The following is a 14,667-nucleotide window of genomic DNA, read 5'->3' on the forward strand; positions in this document are numbered from 1 at the left end:
GCCGCCATCAACTCCTCCATCTGCTGCAACAGGCCCTTCGGCGGGTTGGCGGACCCGCCCTGCTGCGGCACGGTTTCCTCGGACAAGACGGCCTCCTCGGCCCGTGACGCCCCGGCGGCGACCGGCCGGTGCGGGGGCCGGGCGGTCCGGCTCCGCCCGAGCCAACGATCACCCACCGGGCCGGTCACTGGCGCGGGCGGGCGCCGGGCGCGGGGTTGACGCATTTCACCCGGGGGTTCCGCAGCGTGCAGGATGGAGGCATGGATCTTCGAATCTTCACCGAGCCCCAGCAGGGGGCGACCTACGACACCCTGCTCACCGTCGCGAAGGCCACCGAGGACCTCGGCTTCGACGCCTTCTTCCGCAGCGACCACTATCTGAAGATGGGCTCCGTGGATGGCCTCCCCGGCCCGACCGACGCCTGGATCACCCTCGCCGGGCTCGCCCGCGAGACCAAGCGCATCCGGCTCGGCACCCTGATGACCGCCGCCACCTTCCGGCTGCCCGGCGTCCTCGCCATCCAGGTCGCGCAGGTCGACCAGATGTCGGGCGGGCGCGTCGAACTCGGCATCGGCGCGGGCTGGTTCGAGGAGGAGCACCAGGCGTACGGCATCCCCTTCCCGAAGGAGAAGTTCGCCCGCCTGGAAGAACAGCTGGAGATCGTCACCGGCCTGTGGGCGACCGAGCCCGGCAAGACCTTCGACTTCCACGGCACCCACTACGACCTCACCGACTCGCCCGCGCTGCCCAAGCCCGCCCAGCGCAAGGTGCCGGTCCTGATCGGCGGCCACGGCGCCACCCGCACGCCCCGCCTCGCCGCCCAGTACGCCGACGAGTTCAACATGCCGTTCGCCTCGATCGAGGACAGCGAGCGCCAGTTCGGCCGGGTGCGGGCGGCGGCCGAGAAGGCCGGGCGCAAGGGCGACGACCTCGTGTACTCCAACGCCCTCGTCGTCTGCGTCGGCAAGGACGACCAGGAGGTGGCCCGCCGCGCCGAGGCGATCGGCCGTGAGGTCGACGAGCTGAAGACCAACGGCCTGGCGGGCACCCCGGCCGAGGTCGTCGAAAAGATCGGCCGCTACACCGAGATCGGCTCCCGGCGCCTCTACCTCCAGTTCCTCGACCTGTCCGACCTGGACCACCTGGAGCTGATCTCCTCGCGGGTGCAGGCGCAGCTGTCGTAGCGCAGCCGCCGTGACCACCTGGAAAACCAGGTGGTCACAGCCGTCGGCTCTGGAACACTCGGGCACATGTTCCTGACCATGACCACGACCGGCACACCCGAACGCCCCGCGACCGACCTCGGCTACCTCCTGCACAAGCATCCCGAGAAATCGCAGGCGTTCTCCACCTCCTACGGCACGGCGCACGTCCTCTACCCCGAGGCGCACGCCGAACGCTGCACGGCGGCGCTGCTGCTGGAGGTGGACGCGGTGGCCCTGGTCAGGCGCGGCAAGGGCAAGGGGCGCGGCGGCGCTCCCGACGCGGCGCTGGCGCAGTACGTCAACGACCGTCCGTACGCGGCCTCCTCGCTGCTCGCGGTGGCGCTGAGCGCCGTCTTCTCCAGCGCGATGCGCGGGGTGTGCAACGCCCGCCCGGAGCGCGCCGCCGAGCCGCTGCCGCTGCGCGTCGAGGTGCCCGCGCTGCCCGCTCGCGGGGGCGCCGACCTCGTACGACGTCTCTTCGAGCCGCTCGGCTGGGCGGTGACGGCCGAGCCGGTGCCGCTGGACGCCGAGTTCCCGGAGTGGGGGGACTCGCGGTATGTGGGCCTGACCCTGGAGTCGGCGGCGCTGACCCTCGCGGAGGCGCTGCGGCACCTGTATGTGCTGCTGCCGGTGCTCGACGACGCCAAGCACTACTGGGTCGCCCCCGACGAGGTCGACAAGCTGCTGCGGGCGGGCGAGGGCTGGCTGCCGGGTCACCCGGAGCAGAAGCTGATCACCAGCCGGTATCTGTCCCGGCGCTGGTCGCTGACCCGGGAGGCGATGGAGCGGCTCGAGCTGGTGCGGCTGGCCGAGGCTGACGACAGTGAGGTCGAGGAGATCGACAACGCCGTGGCGGAGGAGACCGAGGCGGAGGAGAAGCCGACGCCGCTCGCCGTCCGGCGCCGGGACGCGATCCTCGCCGAGCTGGGCGCCCGCGGTGCCGCCCGGGTGCTCGATCTGGGGTGCGGTCAGGGGCAGTTGGTGCAGGCGCTGCTGAAGGACGCGCGGTACACCGAGATCGTCGGCGTGGACGTGTCGGTGCGGGCGCTGACCATCGCCGCGCGGCGGCTGAAGCTGGACCGCATGGGGGAGCGGCAGGCCGCCCGCGTCAAGCTGACGCAGGGCTCGCTCGCCTACACCGACAGCCGTCTCCAGGGCTATGACGCCGCCGTGCTCAGCGAGGTCATCGAGCACGTCGACCCGCCCCGGCTGTCCGCCCTGGAGTACGCGGTGTTCGGCGCGGCCCGCCCCCGCACGGTCCTCGTGACCACCCCGAACGTCGAGTACAACGTCCGCTGGGAGTCCCTCCCGGCCGGACACGTCCGGCACGGCGACCACCGCTTCGAGTGGACCCGCGCCGAGTTCCGGGCCTGGGCGACCGCGGTCGCCGAACGGCACGGCTACGCCGTCGGGTTCCAGCCCGTCGGCCCCGACGACCCCGAGGTGGGACCGCCCACCCAGATGGCCGTGTTCACCCTTGGGCCCGTGAAGGAGGCGAAGGCCGCGTGAGCGAGAACCGAACCCAGGAACGGGTCCTGCCCGTCACCGACCTCTCCCTCGTGGTGCTCGTCGGCGCCTCCGGCTCGGGCAAGTCCACCTTCGCCCGCAAGCACTTCAAGCCCACCGAAGTGATCTCCTCGGACTTCTGCCGCGGTCTGGTCTCCGACGACGAGAACGACCAGGGCGCGACGAAGGACGCCTTCGACGTCCTGCACTACATCGCGGGCAAGCGCCTCGCCGCGGGCCGCCGTACCGTCGTCGACGCCACCAGCGTCCAGCAGGACGCCCGGCGGCAGCTGGTCGACCTGGCCAAGCGGTACGACGTACTGCCCATCGCCATCGTCCTCGACGTACCCGAGGAGGTGTGCGCCGAGCGCAACGCGGCCCGCACCGACCGCGCCGACATGCCGCGCCGGGTCATCCAGCGCCACATCCGCGAACTCCGCCGCTCCCTACGGGGCCTGGAGCGCGAGGGCTTCCGCAAGGTGCACGTCCTGCGCGGGGTGGCGGAGGCCGAGCACGCCACCGTCGTCACCGAGAAGCGGTTCAACGACCTCACCCACCTCACCGGCCCCTTCGACATCGTCGGCGACATCCACGGCTGCGCGTTCGAACTGGAGGCGCTGCTCGGCAAGCTGGGCTACACCGACGGCGTCCACCCCGACGGCCGGACCGCCGTCTTCGTCGGCGACCTCGTCGACCGCGGCCCGGACAGCCCGGGTGTGCTGCGCCGCGTGATGTCCATGGTGAAGTCGGGCAACGCGCTGTGCGTGCCCGGCAACCACGAGAACAAGTACGGCCGCCACCTCAAGGGCCGCAAGGTCCAGCACACCCACGGACTCGCCGAGACCATCGGGCAGATGGAGTCGGAGAGCGAGGAGTTCCGGGCCGAGGTACGGGAGTTCATCGACGGGCTCGTCAGCCACTACGTCCTCGACGGCGGGCGCCTGGTGGTCTGCCACGCCGGGCTGCCCGAGCGGTACCACGGCCGCACCTCGGGCCGGGTCCGCAGCCACGCCCTGTACGGCGACACCACCGGCGAGACCGACGAGTTCGGGCTGCCGGTGCGCTACCCGTGGGCGGAGGAGTACCGGGGCCGCGCGGCCGTGGTCTACGGCCACACGCCCGTCCCGGAGGCGACCTGGCTCAACAACACCATCTGCCTGGACACCGGCGCCGTCTTCGGAGGCAAGCTGACCGCGCTGCGCTGGCCGGAGCGGGAACTGGTCGACGTACCGGCGGAGCGGGTCTGGTACGAGCCGGTGAAGCCGCTGCGCACGGAGGCGCCCGGCGGGCACGACGGACGGCCGCTGGACCTGGCGGACGTGCACGGGCGCCGGGTGGTGGAGACCCGGCACCAGGGCCGGGTGGCGATCCGGGAGGAGAACGCGGCGGCGGCGCTCGAGGTGATGAGCCGCTTCGCGGTCGACCCGCGGCTGCTGCCGTACCTCCCGCCGACCATGGCGCCCACGGCCACCTCGCACGCCGACGGCTATCTGGAGCACCCGGCGGAGGCGTTCGCGCAGTACGCGGCGGACGGCGTCGGGCGGGTCGTGTGCGAGGAGAAGCACATGGGCTCGCGGGCGGTGGCGCTGGTGTGCCGGGACGCGGCGACAGCCGCGAAGAGGTTCGGGGTGGACGGCCCCTCCGGGTCCCTCTACACCCGTACCGGCCGCCCCTTCTTCGACGACGACTCCGTCACCGAGGAGATACTCCGCCGTCTGCGCGCCGCGGTCGGTGAGGCCGGGCTGTGGGAGAGGCTGGAGACGGACTGGCTGCTCCTGGACGCCGAACTGATGCCGTGGTCGCTGAAGGCGTCCGGGCTGCTGCGGTCGCAGTACGCCGCGGTGGGCGCCGCGTCCGGGGCGGCGTTCCCGGGTGCGCTGGCCGCGCTGGAGAGCGCCGCCGCGCGGGGTGTCGAGGTCGGCGGACTGCTGGCCCGGCAGCGCGAGCGGGCGGACGCCGCCGCCGCGTTCACCGACGCCTACCGCCGCTACTGCTGGACCACAGACGGCCTGGACGGCGTCCGCCTGGCCCCGTTCCAGATTCTCGCCGTGCGGGGGCGCAGCCTGGCCGCCCTGCCGCACGACGAGCAGCTCGCCCTTCTGGACCGCCTCGTCGAGCACGACCCCAGCGGCCTGCTCCAGACCACCCGGCGGCTGTACGTCGACACCGGTGACCCGGAGTCGGTGGCGGCCGGTGTCGACTGGTGGCTGGAGATGACCGGCCGGGGCGGCGAGGGCATGGTCGTCAAGCCCCTCGGCGCCCTGGTCCGCAGCCCGGAGGGCCGCCTCGTCCAGCCCGGCATCAAGTGCCGGGGCCGCGAGTACCTGCGGATCATCTACGGCCCCGAGTACACCCGCCCGGACAACCTGGAGCGCCTGCGCAAGCGGTTCCTCAACCACAAGCGGTCCCTCGCGGTCCGCGAGTACGCCCTCGGTCTGGAGGCCCTGGACCGGCTGGCCGACGGCGAACCGCTGTGGCGGGTGCACGAGGCGGTGTTCGGGGTGCTCGCGCTGGAGTCGGAGCCGGTGGACCCCCGGCTCTGACCGAGCCTCCGGTTCAGTCGGCCCGTGTCCTGGACGCGGGCCGACTGGGCAGCGAGCGGGAGTGACGGGGCTGCGGCTCCGGCAGCGGGTGGTCGCGGCGGGCGAGGCGGTCGACCAGGTGGAGCATCGGCTGCGTGAGCAGCGTGGTGATCAGGGCCATGAAGACCAGCACCGTGTAGAGCGGGGTGCTCAGCAGGCCCGCGTGCAGGCCCGCGTTGAGGGCGATCAGCTCGGTCAGGCCGCGGGCGCTCAGCAGGACGCCGACGGTGCGGGCGTCATGCCGGTCGAGACCGCCGAGCCGGGCGGCGGCCGTGCCGCTGCCCACCTTGGTGACCACCGCCAGCACCGTCACCACCAGCAGCGTCAGCCACCCGGCGCCGTCGATGCCGGTGAGGACGACGGACTGGCCGGAGAGGACGAAGAAGAACGGCAGCAGCAGTTGCCCCACCTCGTGCAGGGGCCGCACCAGGTCCGGGTCGAGGGTGCCGCCCTCCTCGCGGGGCACCACCACCCCCGCGAGCAGCGCACCGAAGATCACATGCAGCCCCAGCGAGTGCGTCACCCACGCCGACCCCAGCGCGAACCCGATCAGCATCGCCAGCCGCAGCGAGGGCTCCACCCGGGGCCGCCACAGCAGGCGCCGCAGCAACGGCCGGGCGCACAGCAGCATCACGACGGTGAAGCCGACGGCGAGCACGGCCCGCCAGGCCCAGCCGAGCCCGTGCCCCTCTCCGTCCAGCAGCGCCCCGGCGAGCACCGTCCAGCCGAGCACGTCCAGCACCCCGGCGGCGGACACCGCGATCACCCCGGGCACGGTCGGCGCCAGCCCGTTCTCCCGCACGATCGCGGTCAGCACCGGCACCGCCGTGATCGACAGCGCGACCCCGGCGAACACCACCATCGCGGGCGACGGATCACGCGGCATGCCCAGGCCGTGCAGCCAGTCCCGGAACAGCAGCGCACAGCCGCCGCCCACCACCATCGGCACCACGAACGCGGCCAGCGCCACGGTCACCGCCGTACGCGCCCGGCCGCCGAGCAGGCGCAGGTCCAGTTCGTACCCCACCCCGAACAGGAACACCACCAGCGCGAACTGCGCGAACCCGGTCAGCGCCGGGCCGATCCCCGCGGGGAACAGGACGTCGTACGCCTCGGGCGCCACCGCGCCCAGCAGGGTCGGGCCGAGCGCGATGCCCGCGGTCAACTGGCCCACGATGTACGGCTGCCGCAGCCGCCGCGCCAGCCAGCCGCCCGCGTGGGCGGCCACCAGGATCACGGCCGAGGCACCCACGAAGTGGGTGATCAACGCGTCAGGGCTCACACACTCTCCCCGTTCTCCCCGTTCGTCCGGACCTGTTCGGGCCGTCCCGCCGAGCCTAGGAGCGGCGCGGCCCCGCTGTGACGTCTCACCGCCCGTCGTACGCGTACTGCGTCAGGGGCACGGGAAGCACGGCCCCGGGCCCGCCGTGATCCCCGGGCCGCCGTGTGCGCACCCCCGCCCCTCGATGCGCCCGAGGGGCGCGGGCCTCTCCCGATACAGGGGTGAACGGGCGCCCGATTGGTCAGGATGGAGGCATGGCATTCCATGTGGACTCCGAGGCCGGGCGGCTGCGCCGCGTCATCCTGCACCGCCCGGACCTGGAGCTGAAGCGGCTCACCCCCAGCAACAAGGACGCGCTCCTCTTCGACGACGTGCTGTGGGTACGCAGGGCGCGCGCGGAGCACGACGGGTTCGCGGACGTCCTGCGCGACCGCGGTGTCACCGTGCACCTCTTCGGTGATCTGCTCACCGAGGCCCTGGACATCCCGGCGGCCAGGACCCTCGTCCTGGACCGGGTCTTCGACGAGAAGGAGTACGGGCCGCTCGCCACCGACCATCTGCGCGCCGCCTTCGAGGCGCTGCCCGCCCGGGAGCTGACCGAGGCCCTGGTCGGCGGGATGACCAAGCGCGAGTTCCTGGCGCACCACGCGGAACCGGCGTCCGTGCGCTTCCACGTCATGGAGCTGGACGACTTCCTGCTCGGCCCGCTGCCCAACCACCTCTTCACCCGGGACACCTCCGCCTGGATATACGACGGCGTCTCCATCAACGCGATGCGCTGGCCCGCCCGGCAGCGCGAGACGGTGCACTTCGAGGCGATCTACCGGCACCACCCGCTGTTCCGCGACGAGGCCTTCCACCTCTGGTCGGAGGGGCAGGCGGACTACCCCTCCACCATCGAGGGCGGGGACGTCCTCGTCATCGGCAACGGCGCCGTCCTCATCGGCATGAGCGAGCGGACCACCCCGCAGGCCGTGGAGATGCTCGCGCACAAGCTGTTCGCGGCGGGCTCCGCGCGCACCATCGTGGCCCTGGACATGCCGAAGCGGCGCGCGCTGATGCATCTGGACACGGTGATGACGATGGTCGACGGCGATGTCTTCACCCAGTACGCCGGGCTCGGCATGCTCCGCTCCTACACCATCGAGCCGGGCGCCGGGGACAAGGAACTGAAGGTCACCGACCATCCGCCGGAGCACATGCACCGCGCGATCGCCGCCGCGCTCGGCCTGAGCGAGATCCGGGTGCTGACCGCCACCCAGGACGTGCACGCCGCCGAGCGCGAGCAGTGGGACGACGGCTGCAACGTGCTCGCCGTCGAGCCGGGCGTCGTGGTCGCCTACGAACGGAACTCCACGACCAACACGCATCTGCGCAAGCAGGGCATCGAGGTGATAGAGATCCCCGGCAGCGAGCTGGGGCGGGGCCGGGGCGGTCCGCGCTGCATGAGCTGTCCGGTGCAGCGGGACGCCGTATGAACCGGTAGTGACAACTGGCGGCTGTGGAGAGACAGCTCCTGTATAGAAATGCCGATGGTCGTATAGACTTCCATCGTCTCTGTCCCCGCCCCCCTGGAGCCCCCTCATGGCGACAGTCCCGACCGCCCTCACCGGCCGCCACTTCCTCAAGGAGCTGGACTTCACCGGGGAGGAGCTGCGCGGTCTGATCGAGCTGGCCGCCGAGCTGAAGGCCGCCAAGAAGGCCGGGACGGAGACGCCGTACCTGCGCGGCAGGAACATCGCGCTGATCTTCGCCAAGACCTCGACCCGCACCCGCTGTGCCTTCGAGGTCGCCGCCGCCGACCAGGGCGCCTCGACGACCTACCTCGACCCCTCCGGCTCACAGCTCGGCCACAAGGAGTCCGTGAAGGACACCGCCCGGGTCCTCGGCCGGATGTTCGACGCCATCCAGTACCGGGGCGACGAGCAGGCGGCCGTGGAGGAGCTGGCGGCCCACGCGGGCGTCCCGGTCTACAACGGCCTCACCGACGACTGGCACCCCACCCAGATGCTCGCCGACGTGCTCACCATGACCGAGCACAGTGCCAAGCCGCTTCCCGGGATCGCCTTCGCCTACCTCGGCGACGCCCGCTTCAACATGGGCAACTCCTACCTGATCACCGGCGCCCTGCTCGGCATGGACGTACGGATCGTCGCCCCGAAGTCCTACTGGCCCGCCCAGGAGATCGTCGACCGGGCCCGGAAGATCGCCGAGGAGAGCGGCGCCCGGATCACCCTCACCGAGGAGGTGGCCGACGGGGTGCGCGGCGCCGACTTCGTCGCCACCGACGTCTGGGTCTCCATGGGGGAGCCGAAGGAGGTCTGGGACGAGCGCATCGCCGCCCTGGCGCCGTACGCCGTCACGATGGACGTGCTGCGGGCGACCGGCAACCCGGACGTGAGGTTCCTGCACTGCCTGCCCGCCTTCCACGACCTGGGCACCAAGGTCGGCCGGGAGATCCACGAGACCCACGGTCTGGACTCCCTGGAGGTCACCGACGAGGTCTTCGAGTCGGCCCACTCGGTCGTCTTCGACGAGGCGGAGAACCGGCTGCACACCATCAAGGCGCTCCTGGTGGCCACCCTCGCCTGACGCCGGTCCTCAGGCCGGACGCGACCGCCGCTGGCGCGGCACCACGGCCAGCCGGAACCACACCGCCTTGCCGGAGCCGGTGGCGCGGTGGCCGCAGGACGAGCTGAGGCTGCGGATCAGCAGCAGCCCGCGTCCGTGCTCCTGCCAGGGGTCGGGCGGGCCGTCCGGCGGACGGGTGAGGTCGCGGGGCGGCACCGGGTCCGGGTCGTGCACCTCGACCTGGCAGCCGGTCGGCAGCAGCTCGACCACCAGCTCTATCGGGGCCTCGCCGGTGGTGTGCTCCACGGCGTTGGCCACCAGCTCCGCCGTCAGCAGCTCCGCGGTGTCACGGTCGGCCCCGTGCTCCAGCTCGGTCAGCGCGGTGCGGACCAGAGCGCGGGCGACCGGCACGGCCGCGGTGGAGTGCGGCAGCGCGATGCGCCAGGAGGCTGAGGCGGAGGGGCGTTCGTGCAAGGTGGGGTCCGATCATGGCGGCAGGGTTTTGTCCTACCTTCAACGATATGAATGGTACGGGGCCCGTCGACGTCACCGCTCGACGGGCGACCCGCACCGGCGGCCTACCCCGGTGAACGCCCGGCCTCGCCCGGCCGGTCCCGCTGTTACCGCGTTATTGACGTCCGGTGACCTTGTGACAAACGTGCTACCCCCACGTATCGCGCCCTCGTGACGACAGTCACAGACCGGTGATAACTTCATGGCACAGAGCGCAGTGAGACCGTGCCCGCCCGAGGAGGCCGCACGTCATGAGTCCCTTCACCGGCTCCGCCACCCGCACCCCCCGCTGGCAGCACCTGCGCGTCGACCACGCCGACTCGGTCGCCACCGTCACCCTCACCCGCCCCGACCGGCTCAACGCCCTCACCTTCGGCGCCTACGCCGACCTGCGCGACCTGCTCACCGAGCTGTCCCGGGAGCGGTCCGTGCGCGCCCTGGTGCTGGCGGGCGAGGGGCGCGGCTTCTGCTCCGGCGGCGACGTGGACGAGATCATCGGCGCCACCCTCTCCATGGACACCGCCCAGCTCCTCGACTTCAACCGGATGACCGGCCAGGTCGTACGGGCGATCCGGGAGTGCCCGTTCCCGGTGGTCGCCGCGGTGCACGGCGTGGCCGCGGGCGCGGGCGCGGTCCTCGCCCTGGCGGCGGACTTCCGCGTCGCCGACCCCACCGCCCGGTTCGCCTTCCTCTTCACCCGCGTCGGGCTGTCCGGCGGTGACATGGGCGCCGCGTACCTGCTCCCGAGAGCCGTCGGCCTCGGCCACGCCACCCGCCTCCTCATGCTGGGCGACCCGGTCCGCGCCCCCGAGGCCGAGCGCATCGGCCTGATCAGCGAACTGACCGACGAGGGCCGCGCGGACGAGGCCGCCGGAGCCCTGGCCCACCGCCTGGCCGAGGGCCCGGCCCTGGCGTACGCCCAGACGAAGGCCCTTCTGACGGCGGAACTGGACATGCCACTCGCGGCGGCCATCGAACTGGACGCGGCGACACAGGCCCTCCTGATGAACGGCGAGGACTACGAGGAGTTCCACCGAGCCTTCGCGGAAAAGCGCCCTCCCCAATGGCAAGGACGGTGAGGATGCCCACCTCAGGCGCGCGGGGGACTGCGCGACCAGCCCCAGCGCACCCGCACCCGCCAACGGCGAACAACCACCCCCACCGCATAGCGATCATCGGCGGCGGCCCCGGCGGCCTCTACGCCGCAGCCCTCCTGAAAAGACTCAACCCCCACCGCCACATCACCGTCTGGGAACGCAACACCCCCACAGACACCTTCGGCTTCGGAGTCGTCCTCTCCGACGAGACCCTCGGCGGCATCGAACACGCCGACCCCGTCGTCTACGACGCCCTGCGAGCCCACTTCACCCGCTGGGACGACATCCACCTCACCCACCGCGGCACACACCACACCTCCGGAGGCCACGGCTTCGCCGCGCTCGGTCGCCACCGCCTCCTCAACATCCTCCAGGACCGCTGCCGCACCCTCGGCGTGGACCTCCGCTTCCACTCCGAGGCCCCCTACCCGACCTGGCTGTCCGAGACGCATGACCTGGTCATCGCCGCAGACGGAGTGCACAGCGCCACCCGCGAGGCCTACGCCGACGCCTTCAGGCCCCACGTCACCGGCCACCGCTGCCGCTACGTCTGGCTGGCCACCGACTTCCCCTTCGACGCCTTCCGCTTCGAGATCGCCGAGACCGCACACGGCCTCATGCAACTGCACGGCTACCCCTACGCCCCCGACGCCTCCACCGTGATCATCGAGATGCGCGAGGAGGTATGGCGGGCGGCGGGCTTCGCGGACCTCGACGGGCACGAGTCGACCGACCGCTGCGCCAGGATCTTCGCCGACGCCCTCGACGGCCACCCCCTGCGCTCCAACAACTCGTCGTGGACCGCCTTCCGCACGGTCGTCAACCACCGCTGGTCGCACGGCAACGTCGTCCTGCTCGGCGACGCCGCCCACACCGCCCACTTCTCCATCGGCTCCGGCACCAAGCTGGCCGTGGAGGACGCCCTCGCCCTCGCCGCCTGCCTGGAGGAGCAGCCGACGACGGCCGAGGCGCTCGCCGCCTACGAGGCCGAACGCAAACCCGTCGTCGCCTCCACCCAGCGCGCGGCCCGCGCCAGCCTGGAGTGGTTCGAGGACCTGGCCCGGTACGTCGACCAGCCGCCCCGGCAGTTCGCCTTCAACCTGCTCACCCGCAGCCGCCGCGTCACCCACGACAACCTCCGGCTGCGCGACGCCCACTTCACGGCGGCCGTGGAGCGCGAGTTCGGCTGCCCGCCCGGCACGCCCCCGATGTTCACCCCGCTGCGACTGCGCGGTCTGACCCTGCGCAACCGGGTCGTCGTCTCCCCCATGGACCTGTACTCGGCGACCGACGGCGTCCCCGGCGACTTCCACCTGGTCCATCTCGGCGCCCGCGCCCTGGGCGGCGCGGGGCTGGTGATGACGGAGATGGTGTGCGTCAGCGAGCGGGGCCGGATCACCCCCGGGTGTGCCGGTCTCTGGAACGGCCGCCAGACCGAGGCCTGGCGGCGGATCACCGACTTCGTGCACACCCGTGCCCCGGGCACCGCGATCGGCGTCCAGCTCGGCCACTCGGGCCGCAAGGGCTCGACCAAGCTGATGTGGGAGGGCATGGACGAGCCGCTGCCCGACGGCAACTGGCCGCTGGTCGCCGCCTCCCCACTGCCGTACCGGCCGGACAGCCAGACCCCGCGCGAGCTGACCCGGCCCCAACTCACCGAGGTGCGCGAGGAGTTCACGGCCGCCGCCCGCAGGGCCGCCCGCGCCGGGTTCGACCTGCTCGAACTGCACTGCGCGCACGGCTATCTGCTCTCCGGCTTCCTCTCCCCGCTGACCAACCGCCGCACCGACGCCTACGGCGGCTCACTCGACCGACGGCTGCGCTTCCCGCTGGAGGTCTTCGACGCCGTACGGGCGGTGTGGCCCGAGGACCGGCCCATGACGGTCCGGATCTCCGCCACCGACTGGGCGGAGGGCGGCACGACCGCCGAGGACGCCGTCGCCGTCGCCCGCGCCTTCACCGCGCACGGCGCCGACGCCATCGACGTCTCGACCGGGCAGGTGGTCGCCGACGAGCGGCCGGAGTTCGGCCGCTCGTACCAGACGCCGTACGCGGACCGGATCCGGCACGAGGTGGGCGTCGCGGTGATCGCGGTCGGGGCGATCTCGTCCTGGGACGACGTCAACTCCCTGATCCTCGCCGGACGCACCGACCTGTGCGCCCTCGCCCGCCCGCACCTCTACGACCCGCACTGGACCCTGCACGCGGCGGCCGAACAGGGCTACGACGGTCCCGGCGTCGTCTGGCCCGCCCCGTACCGCGCGGGCAGACGCCCGCCTCGCACGGGCCGCACGGACGCGCCCAAACCCCGGCTCACGCTCGGGAACCGAGATCGGTCATGCCCGCCGTGAGGGTCGCCCCGTCCGACGGGTCGATGAGGATGAACGCGCCGGTGCGGCGGGAGGCGGCGTAGTCGTCGAGGGCGAGCGGCTCGGCGGTGCGCAGGACGGCGCGGCCCAGGTCGTTCGCGGCCAGCTCGCCCGCGCCGCCCAGGTCCTTGACGATCGCCTTGACGGTCCGCGTGGTGTGCCGCAGCAGCACCCGGTCGCCGACCCGCAGCGGACGCTCGGCCAGATGGCACACCGCCGCCCGGACGTCCTGGGTGAGCGTGGGCGCGTCGACCCCGGCGGTGAGCATGTCCCCGCGTGCGATGTCCCGCTGGTCGGCCAGCCGCACCCCGATCGACTGCGGCGCGTACGCCGCCCGCACCTCCTCGCCGAGCACGTCGATGCCGGTGATCTCCGAGGTCACGCCGGACGGATGCACGGTCACCCGGTCGCCGACGCGCAGCGTGCCGGACACCAACTGGCCCGCGTACTGGCGGACTTCGCCGTGCCGGATCACGTACTGGACGGGGAAGCGGGCCGGAGCGTCCGCCCGCGCGCCGCCGACCGGCACGCTCTCCAGGAACTCCAGCAGGGCCGGACCCTGGTACCACGCCATCCGCGGGGACCGGTCGACGACGTTGTCACCGGCCAGCGCCGAGACGGGGATCGGTGTACAGCCGGGCAGCCCCAACTCGTCCGCGAGCCGCCCGAACTCCTCGGTGATGGCGGCGAACACGGACTCCTCGTAGCCGACCAGGTCCATCTTGTTGACGGCGAGCACGACGTGCGGGACGCGCAGCAGGGCGGCGATGGCGGCGTGGCGGCGGGTCTGCTCGACGACGCCGTTGCGGGCGTCCACGAGGATGACGGTCAGTTCGGCGGTGGAGGCGCCGGTGACCATGTTGCGGGTGTACTGCACGTGGCCGGGGGTGTCGGCGAGGATGAAGCGGCGCCTGGGGGTGGCGAAGTAGCGGTAGGCCACGTCGATGGTGATGCCCTGCTCGCGCTCGGCGCGCAGGCCGTCGGTCAGCAGCGCGAGGTCCGGGCCCTCCTGGCCCCGGGAGGCGGAGGCACGCTCCACGGCCTCCAGTTGGTCGGTGAGGACCGACTTGGAGTCGTGCAGCAGGCGTCCGACGAGGGTGGACTTGCCGTCGTCGACGGAACCGGCGGTGGCGAACCGCAGGGTGTCGACGGTCGTGGTGGTGCTCATGCTCAGAAGTACCCCTCGCGCTTGCGGTCTTCCATCGCGGCCTCGGACAGCTTGTCGTCGGCGCGGGTCGCGCCCCGCTCGGTGAGGCGGGAGGCGGCGATCTCGGTGATCACCTTCTCGATGGTGTCGGCGTCGGAGTCGACGGCGCCGGTGCAGGACATGTCCCCGACGGTGCGGTACCGGACCTGCCGCTTCTCGACCGTCTCCGAAGCGCGGGGCCCACCCCACTCACCAGCCGTCAGCCACATCCCGTCCCGCCGGAAGACCTCGCGGTCATGGGCGTAGTAGATCTCCGGCAGTTCGATGCCTTCGCGGGCGATGTACTGCCAGACGTCCAGCTCGGTCCAGTTGGACAGGGGGAAGACGCGGACGTG

11 protein-coding genes are annotated in these 14,667 nt (G+C 72.4%); 7 read left to right on the top strand and 4 right to left on the bottom strand.

What is annotated here, in order from left to right; genetic code table 11:
* The first annotated feature begins 260 nt into the window (after nucleotides 1-260).
* From ACFVQG_RS34395 to ACFVQG_RS34405, 3 genes are all read left to right on the top strand, one after another.
* Complete coding sequence (locus ACFVQG_RS34395) at nucleotides 261-1,184, top strand: LLM class F420-dependent oxidoreductase (RefSeq protein WP_383391295.1); 924 nt, start codon at nucleotides 261-263, stop codon at nucleotides 1,182-1,184.
* A gap of 66 nt (nucleotides 1,185-1,250) precedes the next feature.
* The gene (locus ACFVQG_RS34400; protein WP_383391298.1) at nucleotides 1,251-2,714 is read left to right on the top strand and encodes a 3' terminal RNA ribose 2'-O-methyltransferase Hen1; all 1,464 of its coding nucleotides are present in this window, start codon (nucleotides 1,251-1,253) and stop codon (nucleotides 2,712-2,714) included.
* Nucleotides 2,711-5,254 (top strand): polynucleotide kinase-phosphatase, encoded by a 2,544-nt coding sequence (locus tag ACFVQG_RS34405; protein WP_383391301.1) that lies wholly within the window; start codon nucleotides 2,711-2,713, stop codon nucleotides 5,252-5,254. The genes ACFVQG_RS34400 and ACFVQG_RS34405 overlap by 4 nt, the downstream gene beginning before the upstream one ends.
* A 13-nt stretch (nucleotides 5,255-5,267) precedes the next feature.
* Here ACFVQG_RS34405 and ACFVQG_RS34410 read toward each other — a convergent pair whose 3' ends face one another.
* Complete coding sequence (locus ACFVQG_RS34410) at nucleotides 5,268-6,575, bottom strand: cation:proton antiporter (protein WP_383391304.1); 1,308 nt, start codon at nucleotides 6,573-6,575, stop codon at nucleotides 5,268-5,270.
* Nucleotides 6,576-6,829: 254 nt separating this feature from the next.
* Between ACFVQG_RS34410 and ACFVQG_RS34415 the strand changes: the two genes are divergently transcribed.
* Nucleotides 6,830-8,053, top strand: coding sequence for an arginine deiminase (locus ACFVQG_RS34415; protein ID WP_383391307.1), 1,224 nt, complete (start codon nucleotides 6,830-6,832; stop codon nucleotides 8,051-8,053).
* A 106-nt stretch (nucleotides 8,054-8,159) separates the two neighbouring features.
* Nucleotides 8,160-9,167 carry an ornithine carbamoyltransferase gene (gene argF / locus ACFVQG_RS34420; protein ID WP_383391309.1) on the top strand — a complete coding sequence of 336 codons (1,008 nt, stop codon included), beginning with the start codon at nucleotides 8,160-8,162 and terminating at the stop codon, nucleotides 9,165-9,167.
* Nucleotides 9,168-9,176: 9 nt separating this feature from the next.
* On the opposite strand, the gene ACFVQG_RS34425 is transcribed toward argF, so the two are convergent.
* Entirely contained in the window at nucleotides 9,177-9,620 is a 444-nt protein-coding gene (locus tag ACFVQG_RS34425) for an ATP-binding protein (RefSeq protein WP_383391312.1), read from the bottom strand.
* 290 nt (nucleotides 9,621-9,910) lie between these two features.
* Between ACFVQG_RS34425 and ACFVQG_RS34430 the strand changes: the two genes are divergently transcribed.
* A complete protein-coding gene (locus ACFVQG_RS34430; protein ID WP_383391314.1) occupies nucleotides 9,911-10,738 on the top strand; it encodes an enoyl-CoA hydratase family protein in 828 nt (275 codons plus the stop codon).
* 2 nt (nucleotides 10,739-10,740) lie between these two features.
* On the top strand, nucleotides 10,741-13,107 hold the full coding sequence (locus tag ACFVQG_RS34435) for a bifunctional salicylyl-CoA 5-hydroxylase/oxidoreductase (RefSeq protein WP_383391317.1): 2,367 nt from the start codon (nucleotides 10,741-10,743) through the stop codon (nucleotides 13,105-13,107).
* Here the strand turns inward: ACFVQG_RS34435 and ACFVQG_RS34440 are convergent.
* Both ACFVQG_RS34440 and ACFVQG_RS34445 read right to left on the bottom strand, forming a co-directional pair.
* Nucleotides 13,070-14,293, bottom strand: coding sequence for a sulfate adenylyltransferase subunit 1 (locus ACFVQG_RS34440; protein WP_383391320.1), 1,224 nt, complete (start codon nucleotides 14,291-14,293; stop codon nucleotides 13,070-13,072). The two genes, ACFVQG_RS34435 and ACFVQG_RS34440, sit on opposite strands and share 38 nt — an antisense overlap.
* Nucleotides 14,294-14,295: 2 nt before the next feature.
* A partial coding sequence (locus ACFVQG_RS34445) for a phosphoadenosine phosphosulfate reductase family protein (RefSeq protein ID WP_383391323.1) occupies nucleotides 14,296-14,667 on the bottom strand: 372 nt, incomplete at its 5' end.

This window comes from Streptomyces sp. NPDC057877 (assembly GCF_042796855.1).
Lineage (GTDB): Bacteria > Actinomycetota > Actinomycetes > Streptomycetales > Streptomycetaceae > Streptomyces.